We start from the raw sequence: 16442 nt of genomic DNA on the forward strand, positions 1-16442 counted from the left end.
AGTCGCGAGGCTAGTGGCCCGCGGGCGCGCGCGTAAGGGTTACGCGTCGAGAACCCACGTCACTCTGCTTCACTGACGCCATGACCGTGGCCGAGCACTCGACGTCGCTGCGCTTCGCCGCGGGGGCGGTGCAGCGGATGCTGGTGCGCCTCTCGGAGGAGTCGAGCCACGACGAGGTGCTGCTGGCCCGGCTCGACGCGGAGCACGCCGCCAGCTCGGCGACCCTCGCCGCGGACTACGACGCTCCGCTGCGACGGCTCGCCGCCCGCGCCCGGCTGACGCCGCAGGAGACCGAGCTGCTGGCCGTGCTGGTCGCCGTCGAGCAGGAGGAGGGCCTGCAGCGGCTGCTCGTCGGGCTGACCGAGGACCGGGATCGTCACCGGGTCGAGCTGTGGATGCTGCCGCACCTGCTCGACGTACCGCTGAGCGTGGTCGGTCCGGGCTCGATGCTGCTCGGCTCGGCGCTGGTCGAGACGATCGAGGTGGGCGCCTTCGGGCGCACCCGCCTCGGCGTGCCGCGCCGGGTGCTGTGGGCGCTGCTGGGCGACGCCACCCCCGATCCGGCCCTGGAGCCCGCGGTCGAGCTGATCGGTGCCGGCGACGATGTGGTCGCCGGGATCGGCCACGACGCGGTCCTGGTCACCGGCTCCGACCGGGTGCGCCGCCGGCAGCGCGCCGTCGCGGCCCTGGGGCACGAGCTGTGCCTGCTCGCCCCGCCGCCGGGCACCGGCGCCGGCTGGGCGGCGCTGGTCCGCGAGGCCACCCTGCTCGGCGCCGCTGTCGTCCTCGAGGCCGACACGCCGCTGGACGCGACGGGCCGTCGCTGGGTCGGGAGCGCGCAGGGCCTGTCGTGGGCGATCACCAGCCCGCACGGCCTCGCCCTCGACTCGCTGCCCCGCCGCAACTGGCGCGAGGTCAACGCCCTGGCCGATGTCCCCGGCGAGGAGGAGTGGGCCTTCGCGGTCGGCCCGGAGGTCGAGCGCCGTCACCACCTCTCCGCCGAGCAGCTCGACCGGATGCGGCAGGCCATGTCGCTGACCGACGGCGACCAGGACGCCGCGTACCGGCGCCTCGCCGACGCCCGCCTCCAGCGCCTCGCCCGGCACACGGTCCCTCGCGCCGGGTGGGATGACCTCGTCCTCTCCGCTGACCGCAAGGCGCGGCTGCGTGACTTCGTCGATCGCTACCGCTCGGCCCCCACCGTCTACGACCAGTGGGGCTTCACGCCGTCGCCCTCGCGCGGCCTGGTCGCGCTCTTCTCGGGCCCCTCCGGCACCGGCAAGACCCTGGGCGCCGAGGTGATCGCCGGCGAGCTCGGCCTCGACCTCTATCGGCTCGACCTCTCCTCGGTGGTCAGCAAGTACATCGGCGAGACCGAGAAGAACCTCGACGAGCTCTTCGACGCCGCCGCGATCGGCAACACCGTGCTCTTCTTCGACGAGGCCGACTCCCTCTTCGGCAAGCGCACCGAGGTCAGCGACGCACGCGACCGCTACGCCAACGTCGAGACGTCCTACCTGCTGCAGCGCCTGGAGCGGTACGACGGGATCGTGGTGCTTGCCACCAACTACGAGAAGAACATCGACCAGGCGTTCCTGCGCCGCGTCCACGTCCGGGTCGACTTCGCGATGCCGAGCGAGGCCGAGCGCCGCCTGCTGTGGACCCGCAACCTCGACACCGGCGCGCCGCGCGCGGACGACATCGACCTCGACTGGCTGGTCACCCGCTTCGACCTCTCCGGTGCCGGCATCCGCAACATCGTCCTCGACGCGGCGTTCCTCGCGGCCGCCGCGGGCGAGCCGATCGGGATGGCGCAGCTGGTCCGCGGTGTCGCGCGCGAGCTGCACAAGCTCGGCCGGATGATCAACGAGAGCCAGTTCGGCGCCTGGTACGAGGCGGCGACCGCGACCTCCTGATCCCGCGGGTCAGCAGGTCGCGAAGAGCAGCGGTCCGGTCGAGAGGTCCGAGAGGACGGGTGAGTCGTCGACGGGACGCAGGTCCATCGTCACGACCGAGTCGCGGGCCGCGACCTCGCCGAGGGCGAACCGGTCCGGGAAGGTGCCGCCCTGGCCGGGCGCCTCGCCGCCGGCCAGCGTCGCGCGGGTCTTGGCGTTGACGACCGCCTGGTCGTGGTCGGTGAACGCCATCGCCACCCGTACGTCTCCCGGCGAGCCGTCGTCCGCACGCAGCCGCGCCATCGCGAACGCCAGCACCGGGTTCACGGTCCCGGCCTCGCCGATCAGCTGCTCGCCCTGGGCCTGGTCGGTCGCGTCCGCGTTCGCCATCGCGAGGTGGCTGCAGGTGTAGTCGCCGTCGTAGAGCTCCGCGGAGAGCGGTGTGCCGAGGGTGCCGGCGACCCGCGCGATCGGCGTCGGCACGTCGCCGTCGCCCAGGTGCGAGACGACGTCGGAGAGGAAGCTCGAGGTGTCGCTGGTGACGACCAGGTGCTCGTCCTCGTCCAGCGCGACGAACCCGAGGATCGGCACCGAGCCGGTCGCGGCGACGGAGCTGCCGTCCCAGACGCCGTCGTCCGAGGACGGCGGGGCGAAGCCGGCGTCGGTGAGGTGCGAGCGGATCGCGTCGAAGGAGACGGTGTCCGACACCTTCATCAGCAGGGACGCGCCGGTCGTCGACTGCGTCAGGAGCTCCCACGACATGGTCGCGGGAGAGAAGCCGAAGTCGTCGCTCAGGGTGTCCACCGAGGTGGTGATCGAGGATCCCGGCGTCAGATCGGCGTCGTAGCCCTTGTCGAGGAGCTTGTCGTCGACCGACGCTGCCGAGCCCGATACCCCGAGGGCGGTACGGATGTCGGCCCAGTCGGTCCAGGAGTAGCGCGCCGCATCCTTCGGTGCGAGGTCCAGCGCCCGCTGCAGGGGGCTGCGGTGACTCGTGTGCCACATCCGTGCGCCGGCGATCACCACGACGGCGACGATCACCACCAGCGCGACTGCCGAGGCGATCAGCCGCACCCTTGCCCGTTCCGCATGCACAGTGTGAAAACCTACCGACATGCCAGCACCCATCCGGGACATCCAGGCTGCGGGGGCCGTCGTCTTCCGGCGGGTCGAGGACGGGCCGCGGGAGGTGCTGCTGGTGCACCGGCCGAAGTACGACGACTGGTCCTTCCCCAAGGGGAAGCTCGAGCGCGGCGAGCACGCCACCGTCGCGGCCGTGCGCGAGGTCGAGGAGGAGACCGGCCTGACGGTCCGACTGGGCCGGCCCCTGCGGGCCCAGCGCTACCGGGTCGGCCGCGGCTGGAAGCGGGTCCACTACTGGATCGCTCGGGTGCCGGACGACGCGGAGGACGGCGTCGAGGGCTACCAGCGCCCGGGCGAGATCGACAAGGTCGTGTGGATGCCGATCGCCGACGCGACCCGGATGCTGACCTATCCGCACGACCGGGCCACGATGCGCGAGGCGATCGCGGCCCGCAAGAAGACGTACCCGCTCGTGATCCTGCGCCACGCAGAGGCCCGATCGCGCGACACCTGGCGTGGCCCCGACGCGGATCGCCCGCTGCTCGCCACCGGCAAGCGGCAGGCCGAGCGGCTCACCGCGATCCTCGAGGCCTACGGCGTCGACCGGATCGTGACGTCCACCAGCGTGCGCTGCCGCCAGACGGTCGAGCCGTACGCCGCCGCTGCGGACATCCACGTCGAGGCGACGGGACTGCTCAGCGAGGAGGGCTCCTCGGAGGAGAAGACGACCGCTCTGCTCGTCGGTCTCGCCCATGAGCTGCCGAGTCGCGGGCCGCTGGTCGTCTGCAGCCACCGGCCGGTCCTGCCCGGCATCTTCGCCGCGCTCGGGATGCGCAAGGTCGCCCTGGAGAAGGGCGAGATGGCGATCGCCCACGTCCGCAAGGGCAAGGTCGTCGCTATAGAGCGTCACCTACCGCTCTGACAAGGTCTCCCGGAGGTAGTTCACTCACTATCCGCCTCCTCCACGCGATCCCGTCCCCGAGACGGAAGGTTGCGTTCACGCCGTGTTCACCGAGGGCCCCGAAACCGGTCACCTGGCCTGCCTACGGTCGCTGACGTCAACCTGCGTAGACCACAGGAGAAACTCACGTGAACACCACGATCCGTCGCGCCATCGTCCCCGGTGCGGCCGCCCTTGCCCTCGCCGCCTCCCTCGCCGCGTGCGGCGACAGCAACGGCAACAGCGCCAGCGGCGACTCCACCGGCGGCGGCAGCTCGCTGAGCGGGACCGTCGCGGGCGGTGGCTCGAGCGCTCAGGGCTCCGCGCAGCAGGCCTGGATGGCCGCTTTCCAGCAGCAGAACTCCGGCGTCACCCTCACCTACGACCCGGTCGGCTCCGGCACCGGTCGCACCAGCTTCGAGTCGGGCGCCTTCGCGTTCGCCGGCTCCGACGCGTTCATCGCCAACCCCTCGGACGAGTACACCGCCGCCCAGAAGCAGTGCGGCGCCGACCCGATCGAGGTCCCGAGCTACATCTCGCCGATCGCCGTCGTCTTCAACCTGAAGGGCGTCGACTCGCTCAAGCTGGACGCGAAGACGATCGCCAACATCTTCAACGGCAGCATCACGAAGTGGAACGACCCGCAGATCGCCTCGCAGAACGATGGCGTCACCCTGCCGGACGAGGCGATCCACACCGTCCACCGCTCCGACGACTCGGGCACCACGCAGAACTTCACCGAGTACCTCTCGAAGGCCGGCGAGGGCGCGTGGAAGGACGAGGCCTCCCAGACCTGGCCGTCGACCGACGGTCTGTCGGGCAACGGCACCTCGGGTGTCGTCACGGCCATCCAGGGCGGCGAGGGCACCATCGGCTACGCCGACGCATCGCAGGCCGGCGGCCTGGGTGTCGTCTCCATCAAGGTCGGCTCGGCCTACAACGCGCCGTCCGCCGACGGTGCTGCCGCCGTCGTCGCGGCCTCGGACCTCGACAAGTCGGCCACCGACAGCCAGCTGATCTACGACATCAACCGGACCGACGACTCGGACGGCGCCTACCCGCTCATCCTGGTCTCGTACCTGCTGGCCTGCCCGACCTACGCCGACGCGGCCACCGCCGACATCGTCAAGGGCTACCTCACCTACATCGTGTCGCAGGACGGCCAGCAGGCCGGCGCTTCGGCTGCCGGCTCGGCGCCGCTGAACAGCGACACGTCGGACAAGGCGACGGCGATCATCGCCAAGATCGCCGCCAAGTGATCCACCACCCGGTCGAGGATGGCCGGGTGAGCTGAACAACCTGATGCGGCGGCCCGCGCGAGCGGGCCGCCGCTCACCCACTTCAACAAGGAGCCGTGTGTCCACCACGTCCCCCGAGCAGACGCCTCCCGGGCAGGCCGCCGCCGATCGCGTCGCCCGGTCGCGGCGGCCGATGGCGCTCGGTGACCGGATCTTCGCCGGAACGGCGCGCGGCGCCGGCCTGCTGATCCTGCTCGCCCTCGCCGGTGTCTTCGTCTTCCTGCTGATCCAGGGCATCCCCGGACTGAGCGTCGACCCGAAGGAGTACGGCCAGGGGTTCGACACCTTCCTGGAGTACGTCGGGCCGCTCCTCTTCGGCACCATCTTCATCTCGATCCTGGCGCTGATCGTCGCGGTGCCGTTCGCCCTCGCGGTGGCGCTCTTCATCAGCCACTACGCGCCGCGACGGCTCGCCGGACCGGTCGCGTACGTGATCGACCTGCTGGCCGCCGTCCCCTCGGTCGTCTTCGGCCTCTGGGGCGGCCGGGCGCTGTCGCAGGCGCTGAAGCCGGTGATCAACTGGCTCGGGGAGTACCTCAACTGGATCCCGCTCTTCAAGGGGCCGCCGTCGCCCAACGGCCAGACCGCGCTCACCGCGGCGCTCGTGCTGGGCGTGATGATCCTGCCGATCATCACCGCGATCAGCCGCGAGGTCTTCACGCAGACGCCGCGGCTCAACGAGGAGGCCGCGATGGCGTTGGGCGCCACCCGGTGGGAGGTCATCCGGCTGGCGGTCCTCCCGTACGCCAAGTCCGGTGTCATCGCCGGCATCATGCTCGGCCTGGGTCGCGCGCTCGGCGAGACGATGGCCGTGACGATGGTCTACTCGTCCTCGCCGAAGTACATGCTCAACATCATCGGCGACACCAGCCCGCAGACCATCGCGGCCAACATCGCCAACAACTACGCCGAGGCGACGCCCGACAAGCAGCACGTGCTGATCGCCGCCGGTCTGGTGCTCTTCGCCTTCACCTTCCTGGTGAACTTCGTCGCCCGGTGGGCGATCAGCCGCGGTGAGAGGAAGCTCGCGCGATGACCGTCGTCCTTGCCCCGTCCACCCTCGCCCGCCCGCGCCTGCCGCGCTGGGCGCCCGCCGTGGTCGCCGCCGCCTCGATCGCCGTCGGCGGCCTGCTCGGCCTGCTGCTCGGCTGGGGCTGGGTGGCGATGATCATCATCGCCAGCCTCCTCTACGTCTTCGGGCTGCCGGTCTGGTCACGCGCCCTCGAGGGCCGCCGAGCGGCCACGGACCGGCTGATGACCAACCTGGTCTGGGGGTCCTTCGTGGTGGTCTGCGTGCCGCTGCTGTGGCTGCTGTGGAACGTCGTGCAGAAGGGCGCCCCGCACATCACGGGCCACTTCCTCAGCACCTCGATGCGCGGCGTCTACGGCTCGATGGAGGGCGGCATCCTGCACGCCATCCAGGGCACCATCATCGTCACCGCCGCGGCGAGCATCATCGCGGTCCCGATCGGCCTGATGACCGCCGTCTACCTCATCGAGTACGGCAAGGGCCGACGCCTTGCGCGGATCATCACCTTCCTGGTCGACGTGATGACGGGCATCCCGTCGATCGTCGCGGGCCTGTTCGCGCTCTCGCTGCTGGTGATCCTCTTCGGTCCGGCGTTCCGTGCCGGCATCGGTGGCGCGATCGCGCTGGCTCTCCTGATGACCCCGACGGTGGTCCGCTCGGCCGAGGAGATGCTGCGGCTCGTGCCGAGCGATCTCCGCGAGGCCTCGTACGCGCTGGGCGTGCCGAAGTGGCGCACCATCCTCAAGGTCGTCATGCCGACCGCGATCGGCGGCATCGTCACCGGCGTGGTCCTCGCGATCTCACGCGTCATCGGCGAGACCGCACCGCTGCTGGTCACCGCCGGCTACAACGACTCGATGAACGGCAACCTCTTCTCGGGTCGCATGACGACCCTGCCGGTCTACATCTTCAACCAGTACAAGACGCCCGGTGCCACCGCGCTCGGCGCCGACGCCGGTGACCCCCCGGGCTATGCCAGGGCCTGGGCCGCGGCGCTGGTCCTCATCGTGATCGTCATGATCCTCAACCTCATCGCCCGCATCATCGGGAAGATCTTCGCCCCGCGGCGTTGAATCACGGACCAGGGCGCTGACGGGAACAAGAGAAAGAAAACCAATGGCAAAGAGCATCGACGTCCAGGACCTGGACATCTACTACGGCGACTTCAAGGCCGTCGAGGGCGTCAGCATGACGATCAAGGCGAAGGCGGTGACCGCGTTCATCGGCCCGTCGGGCTGTGGCAAGTCGACCTTCCTTCGCTCCCTCAACCGGATGCACGAGGTGATCCCTGGTGCCCGCGTCGAGGGTCGGGTGACGGTCGACGGCCAGTCGCTCTACGACCCGAGCATCGACCCGGTCGAGGTCCGCCGCCGCATCGGCATGGTCTTCCAGCGGCCCAACCCGTTCCCGACGATGTCGATCTACGAGAACGTCCTGGCCGGCAACCGGCTCAACGCCAAGCGGATGCCGAAGGCGGAGGCGGACGCGATCGTGGAGAAGTCGCTGCGCGGCGCCAACCTCTGGAACGAGGTCAAGGATCGTCTCGGCAAGCCCGGCATGGGCCTGTCCGGCGGCCAGCAGCAGCGGCTGTGCATCGCCCGCGCGATCGCCGTCGAGCCCGAGGTCCTGCTGATGGATGAGCCGTGCTCGGCGCTCGACCCGATCTCGACCGCCGCCGTGGAGGACCTGATCCACGAGCTCAAGTCGAGCTACACGATCGTGATCGTCACCCACAACATGCAGCAGGCCGCGCGCGTCTCCGACGACACCGGCTTCTTCAACCTCAAGGCGGCCGGCAAGCCGGGCCACCTGGTCGAGTTCAACCCGACCAAGACGATGTTCACCAACCCGGACAGCCCGGACACGGAGGCCTACATCTCCGGTCGCTTCGGCTGAGCCCCCGGACCTGGTACCTGACCTTCCTCACCGCAAGCCGGCGTGTCGCGGTGAGGGAGGTCAGGTGACAGGCGCTCAGAGCCCGAACGGCAGGCGCAGCAGCTCGTAGACCAGCGCGGCGGCGAGCCCGGCGGCCGGGAAGGTCAGCACCCAGGCGGTCACGATGTTGCCCGCGACGCCCCAGCGCACCGCGTTGAAGCGCTTGGTCGCGCCGGCGCCCATGATCGCCGAGGTGATGGTGTGGGTCGTCGAGATCGGCGCGTGGAAGAAGTACGCGGTGCCGTACAGGACCGAGGCGCCGACGATCTCCGCGGAGAAGCCGCGGGCCGGGTCGAGGTCGATGATCTTGCGGCCGAGCGTGCGCATGACCCGCCAGCCGCCGGAATAGGTGCCGAGCGAGATCGCGGAGGCTGCCGCGACCACGACCCAGACCGGCAGGTGGTCGCCGCTGTACGTGGCCGGGTAGGCGACGGTGAGCGACAGGAAGATGACGCCCATCGTCTTCTGCGCGTCCTGCAGGCCGTGACCCAGCGCGAGCGCGGCGGCCGAGATGGTCTGCACCGCGCGGAAGCCGCTCTGGACCTCCTGCGGCTTGCGGCGGCGGAAGATCCACATGATCGCCAGCATCACCAGGAAGGCGCCGGCGAAGCCGACCACCGGGGAGATCACCATCGGCAGCAGCACCTTGTCGACGATGGTCTGCCAGTGCACGGAGGCGTACGCGCTGCCGGCCGCGAGGGCCGCGCCGACCAGCGCGCCGATCAGGGCGTGCGAGGACGACGAGGGCAGCCCGAACCACCAGGTGATGAGGTTCCAGACGATGGCGCCGACGAGCGCCGCGAGCACGATCACGAGGGCGTGTTTGGTGTCGGCGGCGTTCAGGGACAGGGTGTCGGCGACGGTGTGCGCGACCTCCTGTCCGAGGAGGGCGCCGACGAAGTTCATCACCGCGGCGAGGGTGAGCGCGACCTTCGGCGTGAGTGCCCGCGTCGACACCGAGGTGGCGATGGCGTTGGCGGCGTCGTGGAAGCCGTTGGTGTAGTCGAAGGCGAGCGCGATCAGGACGACCGCGATCAGGATGCCGAGTGTCACGATTCCTTGACGGCGATCTGCTCGACGATGTTCGCGACCCGCTCGAAGCCGTCGATCGCGTCCTCGAGGGACTCGACGATGTCCTTCAGCTTGAGCACCTCGATGGCCTTGAACTCGCCGGAGAAGAGCTTGGCCAGGATGCGGCGGTGGTTCTTGTCGCCCTGGTTCTCGAGGCGGTTGACCTCGATCCAGTACTCCTCGAGCGCCTTGAGCGACTGCAGTCGCGGCATCGCCGCCGCGGTCAGCTCGGCGCAGCGCTGGAGCACCGCGACCTGGTCGGAGAGCTCGGGCGGCAGCACCTTCACCTCGTACACGAGGATCTGGTCGACCACCTCGTCCATCGAGTCCATGACGTCGTCGAGACCGGAGCCGAGGGCGTAGATGTCCTCGCGGTCGAACGGCGTCACGAACGTCGAGTTCACCCGGCGCACGATCGCGTGGGTGGTCTCGTCGGCGGCGTGCTCGGCCTCCCGCATCCGGGCGGCGACGTCCTTCTTGTCGGCCGACTCGCTGAGCATCTCGGCGAGCAGGGCGGCACCGGTCACCAGGTGCTGGGCCGACTCCGTGAACAGGTCGTAGAACGACGTCTCGACCGGGCGGATACGCAGACGCACGGAGCTCTCCTGGCGTGGGATGAACGAACGGTGAACATGCTAAACGAGCGAGCGAGCGACAGCCCCACCGGCGAGGGACGACCCGAGGAGGGGCCGGTCGCGACCGGCCGCGTGGAGCGCGAGCAGTGTCACGCGACCGGCCGTGGGCTCACGACTTCTTGCGGCGTGCGCGCTGCCGTGCGATCAGCGCCGCCTGCAGGTCGACGGCGCCGTCGTTGAGCGTCCACTCGCCGGCGGCGTCGAGGATCCACGCCTTGGTGGTCGGGTCGAACGCCAGGTCGAGGACCGTGCCGATCTCGGCGACCAGCTCGGGGGTCGGCATCTCCACCAGGACCTCGACGCGGCGATCGAGGTTGCGGTGCATCATGTCGGCCGAGCCGATCCAGGCACGGGGGTCGCCGCCGTTGTCGAACCAGAAGACCCGGGAGTGCTCGAGGAACCGGCCGAGGACCGAGCGCGCCTCGATCGTCTCGGAGAGGCCCGCGACGCCGGGACGCAGCGAGCAGATGCCACGCACCAGCAGCTGGACCGGCACCCCCGCCTGGGAGGCGAGGTAGAGCGCGTCGATGACGGCCTCGTCGACCAGCGAGTTGGCCTTGAGCCGGATCCGGGCCGGACGCCCCGCGCGGTGGTGGGCGATCTCGGCGTGGATCTGCTCGACCAGCCCGGAGCGGACGGTGGCCGGCGCCACCAGCAACCGCTCGTACTCCGGCGCTGTGCCCCACCCGCTCAGGTTGTTGAACAGGTGCGCGACGTCCTCGCCGATCGCCTCGTTGGTGGTGATCAGGCCGAGGTCCTCGTAGATCCGGGAGGTCTTCGGGTTGTAGTTGCCGGTGCCGATGTGGGTGTAGCGACGGATGCCGCCGCCGTAGTCACCCTCGTCGCGCACCACCATCGCGAGCTTGCAGTGGGTCTTGAGACCGATCAGGCCGTAGACGACGTGGCAGCCGGCCTGCTCGAGCTTGCGCGCCCAGCGGATGTTCGCCTGCTCGTCGAACCGGGCCTTGATCTCGACCAGCACGAGCACCTGCTTGCCGGCCTCGGCGGCGTCGATCAGCGCATCGATGATCGGGGAGTCGCCGGAGGTCCGGTAGAGCGTCTGCTTGATCGCCAGCACCCGCGGGTCGGCCGCGGCCTGCTCGATGAAGCGCTGCACGGAGGTGGAGAACGAGTCGTACGGGTGGTGCAGCAGCACGTCGGATCGGCGGGCCGCCTTGAAGACGTCGACCGGCGCCGCCGACTCGACCGGCGCGAGCTGGCGGTGGGTCGAGGGCACGAACGCGTCGTACTTGAGGTCCTCGCGGTTGATGTCGGCGATGCCGTGCAGGCCGCGCAGGTCCAGCGGTCCGGGGAGGCGGAAGACCTCCTGCTCGGTGATGCCGAGCTCGGAGACGAGCAGCTCCAGCACCGAGCCCGAGATGGACTCCTCGACCTCGAGTCGGACCGGGGGACCGAAGCGGCGGCGCAGCAGCTCCTTCTCGAGCGCGGCCAGCAGGTTCTCGGCGTCGTCCTCTTCGACCTCGAGGTCCTCGTTGCGGGTGACGCGGAAGGCGTGCACCTCGAGGATCTCCATGCCGGGGAAGAGCTTGGAGAGCCGCTCGCGCATGACGTCCTCGAGCGGGACGAAGCGGTTGTCGCCCAGAGGGATGAACCGGGCGAAGATCTGCGGCACCTTCACCCGGGCGAAGTGCTCCTTTCCCGTATGGGGGTCGCGCAGCATGACGGCGAGGTTGAGGCTCAGCCCGGAGATGTACGGGAACGGGTGGGCCGGGTCGACGGCGAGCGGGGTCAGGACGGGGAAGACCCGCTCCTTGAACAGCTTCTTGCAGTGCTTGACCTCGGCCTCGGAGAGGTCCTCCCAGTGCACCAGGTGGATGCCCTCGGCCTGCAGCTGCGGCATGAGGGTCTCGCCGAAGACGCGGGCGTGCCGCTCGGAGAGCTCGCGGGTGGTGCGCCAGATCAGCTCGAGCTGCTCGCGCGGCATCAGGCCGGAGGCGGCGCGCACGGCCAGGCCGGCGGCGATGCGCCGCTTGAGGCCGGCCACCCGGACCATGAAGAACTCGTCGAGGTTGCTGGTGAAGATGGCGAGGAAGCGGACCCGCTCCAGCAGCGGCAGGCTCGGGTCCTCGGACAGCTCGAGCACCCGCTGGTTGAACTTCAGCCAGGAGAGCTCACGGTCCAAGAATCGATCTTCGTAGCGTTCGACCTCCTGGAGGGCGTCGTGATCGGGCACGTAGACCGGGTCGAGGTCGAACTCCGTGTCCGGCACCGCCTCGAGGGTGGTGGTGTCGGGGCTCCGGTCGGCGCTCTCCAAGGTCATGGGGCCAGTCTGGCACCTACCAGGAGGTAAGTTCTGGGCCGTGAACCGTGATTCGCTGCGCTTCCGCGTCGAGAAGCTCGTCTTCGTCAAGGCCATGAACCTGCGCCCCTCCTGGCAGCGACGCCTCGCCGGCAAGCCGGTCGTGATCGACGGTCAGCGGCTCGCGGTGGACACCCAGCTGATGCTGCGGCTCAACCAGCTCGCCGGCCAGGACGACCCCTCGACGCGCTCCCTCGAGGAGGGGCGCGCGACCCTGCTGCGCCAGGCGCTGATCGGCGGCGGCCACGTGAAGCTCGGCTCGGCTCGCTCGCTCACCGTCGCCGGTCGACCGGCCCGGCTCTACATCCCCAACGGCGCCGCCGCTGTCGGCCCGCTGCTGGTCTTCTTCCACGGCGGTGGCTTCGTCTACGGCGACCTGACCTCGCACGAGGCGTCGTGCCGCTACGTGGCCGACCGTGCGGGCGTACGGGTGCTGTCGGTCGACTATCGGCTGGCGCCGGAGGAGCCGTTCCCGGCCGCGTATGACGATGCCGTGGCGGCCTTCGAGTGGGCCTGCGGGCACGCCGAGGAGATCGGCGCGGACCCCGCGCGGATCGGTGTCGGCGGCGACTCCGCGGGCGGCAACCTGGCCGCCGGCGTCGCGCTCGCGGCCACGGACCGGTGCGCGTTCCAGCTGCTGATCTACCCGGTCGTCGACGTCGGGGCCGAGACCCGGTCGCGTCGGACCTTCAACGAGGGCTTCTACCTCACCCAGAGCTTCCTCGACGTCGCCGAGACGTCGTACGTCCCCGCCGGGACCGACCGCAAGGATCCGCGGCTCTCGCCGCTCTACGCGGACGTGCCTGAGGGCGTGGCGCCCGCCTACGTGGTGACGGCTGGCTTCGACCCGCTGCGCGACGAGGGCGAGGCGTACGCCCGCAAGCTCGAGGACGCCGGCGTGAAGGTCGAGCTTCGCCGCTTCCCCGACCAGATCCACGGGTTCTTCAACGTCATCGCCGCGGGCCGTACGGCCAGGAGCGCCGTCGACGAGATCGCGGACGTGCTCAAGGCGGGGCTGTAGCCGGACAGTCGGGACCGGGCATCGGAGGTCGAGCCTGTCGAGACCCCGCGTCGGAGGTCGAGCCTGTCGAGACCCCGCGCCGGAGGTCGAGCCTTTCGAGACCCCGCGTCTCGGCACGCTCGGCGTCCATTGCTGCGTCAGGCGGTGATCTCCGGGCGCCAACGGGTCAGCTCCCGGGTGAACGCCTCGGCGTCGACCATCTTCGCGTCGATCGAGACCGACTGCCCGGCCGCCTCGAGGTCGACGCGCCAGCGCCGGCTGCTCGGCTTGGCCTGCATCGTCACCGTGGTGGCGGTGTCGTAGAGGTCGAAGCGGTACGTCCGGCTGCCCTTGCGCACGTCGAGGACGCCCTGGTCGCTCACGGTCACCTCGCCGGCGGTGAGCAGGCCGAGCTTGCTCTCGGGGGTGAAGCTGCGGATGTCCTCGGCGTCGGTGGGGGTCTCGATACGCTCGCTGGCGCTCGCTACTCGACCACCGGTGTCGCTGGCGCTCGCTACTCGACCACCGGTGTCGCTGGCGCTCGCTACTCGACCACCGGTGTCGCCGGTCGAGTAGGCCGAGCCGCCAGGCGAGGCCGTGTCGAGACCCGCGACGCCGCCGGCGGCGTCCATCGCGCGCAGCACGTCGGGGGTGAGCTTGGGGATCTGACCGGTCTGGGCGAGCTCGGCGGCGAGTGCCCACGCGCTCTTGGTCGATCGCTCCGGGGCGACGGGCTCCGGGGCAGGGGCGGCCTCGGCGGGGACAGCGGCCGCCGGAGCAGCGGCGATCGCCAGCTCGAGTGCGGCGACGCTCCGCTTGGAGCCCTTCTCCTTGATCGTGCTGACGACCTTGTCGCGCAGATCGACCAGCTCGCGGGCCAGCTCGCCGGCGCGCCGCTCTGCGACGAGCCGCTCCTGGAGGGCGGTCTCGACCAGCTCGGTGTGGTGCCGGATCGACGACTCGATCGCCTGCCGGTCGATGACCAGCTGGTCGACCCTCGCCTCGGCCTCGGCGCGCAGCCGGGCCGCCTCGGCGGCGGACTCCTCGGCGGCGATGCGGGCGGCGTTGGCCTCCTCGACCCGCGCCCGGGACTCCTCGGCGGCGGTCGCCAGCGCGGCGAGCAGCTCGGTGGTCCGTGCCTCGGCGGCCAGGCGCTCCCCGGCCGACGTGTCGGCGTGCTGGTGCACCTGTGCGGCGGCCTCCTCGGCCTCGCGCCGGGCGACGGCGGCAGCCTCGGCGGCGCTCTCCGCCGTCGTACGGGCCTCGTGGGCGGCCGTCGCCAGTGACGCGTGCTCGGCGGCCTTCGCATGCGCGGCCTCCGCCTCGGCCGCGCGCTGGGCGGCAGCGTCGTGGGCGGCCTGGGCGTCCGCCGCGGCCCCCTCGGCGCGTCCGATCGCGGCCAGCTCGGCGGCGGCCGCCTGGCCGGCGAGGAGCGACTGCTGGTGGGTGACGCTCTCGGCCTCGGCACGACGGGCGTGCGCCTCGTCGGCGGACCGCTCGGCGGCGAGCCGGCCCTCCTGGGCCTCGGCCGCCACCCGAGCCGCCTCGGCGGCGGCGCGCTCGGCATCCGTACGCGCGATGTGGGCCTGCTCCGCCCGCTCGGCGTGCTCGTGTGCGGCCAGGTCTGCGGCGCGACGGGCGGTGTGGGCCTGCTCGGCGACGTGCTCGGCGCCGGTGCGCAGGTCGTGCGCCTCGGCCGCGGCGCGGGCGTGCTCTGCGGTCGCCTCCTCGGCAGCCTGGCGGGCCCGATGCGCCTCGACCGCCGCCTGCTCGGCGGCAGCGCGCTCCTCGTGGGCGGCGGCGATCGCGGACTGGGCGTCGGCGTGGGCCTGATCGATGGCGGCGCGGCCCTGTTCCTCGGACGCGACGCGCTCGGCGTGCGCGGCCTCCATGGCGGCGCGACCCTGCTCCTCCGATGCGAGGCGGGCGGCGTGGGCAGAGTCGACCTCGGCGGCCCTTGCCTCGGCGGCCTGCTCCGCGGCCATGCGGCTCTCGTGCGCCTGGTTCGCGGCGCGGGCCTGCTCGGCGGCGGCGTCGTGCGCCTCGGTGGCGAGGCGGGCGTGCTCGGCTGCGACCTCGTCGGCGGCCTGGCGGGCCTCGTGCGAGGTGATCGCCGTCGTCTCGGCGGCGGTCTGCCGGTCGTGTGCATCGGAGGCGATCCGGGCCTGCTCGGCGGTCGCCTCCTCGGCGGCCTGGCGGGCGGCGTGGGCCTCGACGGCCGCCTGCTCGGCGGCGATACGAGCCTCGTGGGCGGCCGCGGTCTCCGCAGCCTTCGCCTCGGCCGCCTCCTCGGCACGGCGACGGGCCTCCTGGGCCTCGGTCGCGCGGAGTGCGGCCACGCCGGCGGCGCGCTCGGCGTCGCCGCGCTGGCTCGCGTGCTCGGCCGCCTTCGCGTCCGCGGCCTCGCGGGCCACCGCGGCGATCGCTGCGGCCTGCTCGGCCTCCTGGCGGGCGCTGTGGGCCAGGCGAGCCTGGTCGGCCATCGAGGACGAGACGCGCTCGGCGAACTCCCGCGCCCCGTGGGCCGTGGTGGCCTCGGCGGCCTTCGCCTCGGCAGCCTGCTCGGCGGCCGTACGGGCCTCGTGGGCCTCGGCGGCGGCACGCGCGTGCTCGGCGGCGATCTGCTCGGCGGCCCGGCGCGCCTCCTGGGCGGCGGCGGCCTCAGCGGACCGGAGCCGGGCGCTCTCCTCGGCGCGGGAGCGGGCGTCGGCGATGTCGGCGGCCTGCTGCACCGCATCGCGCTGGCGGCGCAGGGCGTCCTCGGTGAGCTTGGCCTGCTCGGCAGCCGACTGCTCGGCCTGGATCCGCTCCTTGGCCCTCGCCTCGCCGGCCTCCTCGGCGGCACGGCGCGACTTCTCCGCCTGGACGGCTGCCTCCTCGGCCGCGACCCGGGCCTGGTGGGCTGCGGCGGCCATCGACGCGTGGTCGGCAGCGATCCGGTCGGCCTCGGCGCGTGCGCGCGCATGCTCGGCCCCCGCCTCCTCGGCGACGATCCGCTCGGCGGCCTGCTCGGCGGCGGCCTGCTCGGCGGCACGGCGCAGGCTGGCGTGGCGCTCGGCCGCGGCGGCGTACTCGGCCGCGCGCGCGGCGAGCTGCTCAGCGGTCTCGGCGGCGTCGGGGGACGTGCCGGGTGCGGCATCGCCGCCGGCGCGCCGGAACCACTTGCGGTCGGGGGAGTTCGCGTTGTCCATTTGCCTCCGATGGTATCGGGGTCGGTCCCGACAGGCGCGACCTC

12 protein-coding genes are annotated in these 16442 nt (G+C 71.6%); 7 read left to right on the forward strand and 5 right to left on the reverse strand.

The genetic code is table 11. The annotated features are described in order from the left end of the window. The first annotated feature begins 80 nt into the window (after positions 1-80). On the forward strand, positions 81-1916 hold the full coding sequence (locus ACZ5L9_RS08785) for an ATP-binding protein (protein WP_464536239.1): 1836 nt from the start codon (positions 81-83) through the stop codon (positions 1914-1916). Positions 1917-1925: 9 nt separating this feature from the next. Here the strand turns inward: ACZ5L9_RS08785 and ACZ5L9_RS08790 are convergent, their stop codons facing one another. Then, positions 1926-2969: a hypothetical protein gene (locus ACZ5L9_RS08790; protein WP_464536241.1), complete on the reverse strand. Its 1044-nt coding sequence runs from the start codon at positions 2967-2969 to the stop codon at positions 1926-1928. A gap of 40 nt (positions 2970-3009) precedes the next feature. On the opposite strand from ACZ5L9_RS08790, the gene ACZ5L9_RS08795 reads away from it, so the two are divergent. From ACZ5L9_RS08795 to pstB, 5 genes are all read left to right on the forward strand, one after another. After that, positions 3010-3900: an NUDIX hydrolase gene (locus tag ACZ5L9_RS08795; protein ID WP_464536243.1), complete on the forward strand. Its 891-nt coding sequence runs from the start codon at positions 3010-3012 to the stop codon at positions 3898-3900. 167 nt (positions 3901-4067) lie between these two features. Next, positions 4068-5177 carry a phosphate ABC transporter substrate-binding protein PstS gene (gene pstS, locus ACZ5L9_RS08800; RefSeq protein WP_464536245.1) on the forward strand — a complete coding sequence of 370 codons (1110 nt, stop codon included), beginning with the start codon at positions 4068-4070 and terminating at the stop codon, positions 5175-5177. Positions 5178-5274: 97 nt separating this feature from the next. Further along, positions 5275-6252, forward strand: a complete 978-nt coding sequence (gene pstC, locus ACZ5L9_RS08805; RefSeq protein ID WP_464536247.1) for a phosphate ABC transporter permease subunit PstC — start codon at positions 5275-5277, stop codon at positions 6250-6252. Then, entirely contained in the window at positions 6249-7319 is a 1071-nt protein-coding gene (pstA, locus tag ACZ5L9_RS08810; RefSeq protein ID WP_464536249.1) for a phosphate ABC transporter permease PstA, read from the forward strand. Before pstC ends, pstA begins: the two co-directional genes overlap by 4 nt. Positions 7320-7362: 43 nt before the next feature. Then, on the forward strand, positions 7363-8142 hold the full coding sequence (gene pstB / locus ACZ5L9_RS08815; RefSeq protein ID WP_464536251.1) for a phosphate ABC transporter ATP-binding protein PstB: 780 nt from the start codon (positions 7363-7365) through the stop codon (positions 8140-8142). Positions 8143-8217: 75 nt separating this feature from the next. On the opposite strand, the gene ACZ5L9_RS08820 is transcribed toward pstB, so the two are convergent. The 3 genes from ACZ5L9_RS08820 to ACZ5L9_RS08830 form a co-directional block, all read right to left on the reverse strand. After that, positions 8218-9234: an anion permease gene (locus ACZ5L9_RS08820; RefSeq protein ID WP_464536253.1), complete on the reverse strand. Its 1017-nt coding sequence runs from the start codon at positions 9232-9234 to the stop codon at positions 8218-8220. Next, positions 9231-9848: a DUF47 domain-containing protein gene (locus ACZ5L9_RS08825; RefSeq protein ID WP_464536255.1), complete on the reverse strand. Its 618-nt coding sequence runs from the start codon at positions 9846-9848 to the stop codon at positions 9231-9233. Before ACZ5L9_RS08825 ends, ACZ5L9_RS08820 begins: the two co-directional genes overlap by 4 nt. 148 nt (positions 9849-9996) lie before the next feature. Further along, positions 9997-12168, reverse strand: coding sequence for an RNA degradosome polyphosphate kinase (locus ACZ5L9_RS08830; RefSeq protein ID WP_464536257.1), 2172 nt, complete (start codon positions 12166-12168; stop codon positions 9997-9999). Between the two features lie 40 nt (positions 12169-12208). On the opposite strand from ACZ5L9_RS08830, the gene ACZ5L9_RS08835 reads away from it, so the two are divergent. Beyond that, positions 12209-13228 carry an alpha/beta hydrolase gene (locus ACZ5L9_RS08835; protein WP_464536259.1) on the forward strand — a complete coding sequence of 340 codons (1020 nt, stop codon included), beginning with the start codon at positions 12209-12211 and terminating at the stop codon, positions 13226-13228. A gap of 137 nt (positions 13229-13365) precedes the next feature. On the opposite strand, the gene ACZ5L9_RS08840 is transcribed toward ACZ5L9_RS08835, so the two are convergent. Further along, entirely contained in the window at positions 13366-16398 is a 3033-nt protein-coding gene (locus ACZ5L9_RS08840; RefSeq protein ID WP_464536261.1) for a coiled-coil domain-containing protein, read from the reverse strand. Positions 16399-16442: the final 44 nt, after the last annotated feature.

The sequence above is a fragment of the Nocardioides sp. JCM 18998 genome, from assembly GCF_055391535.1.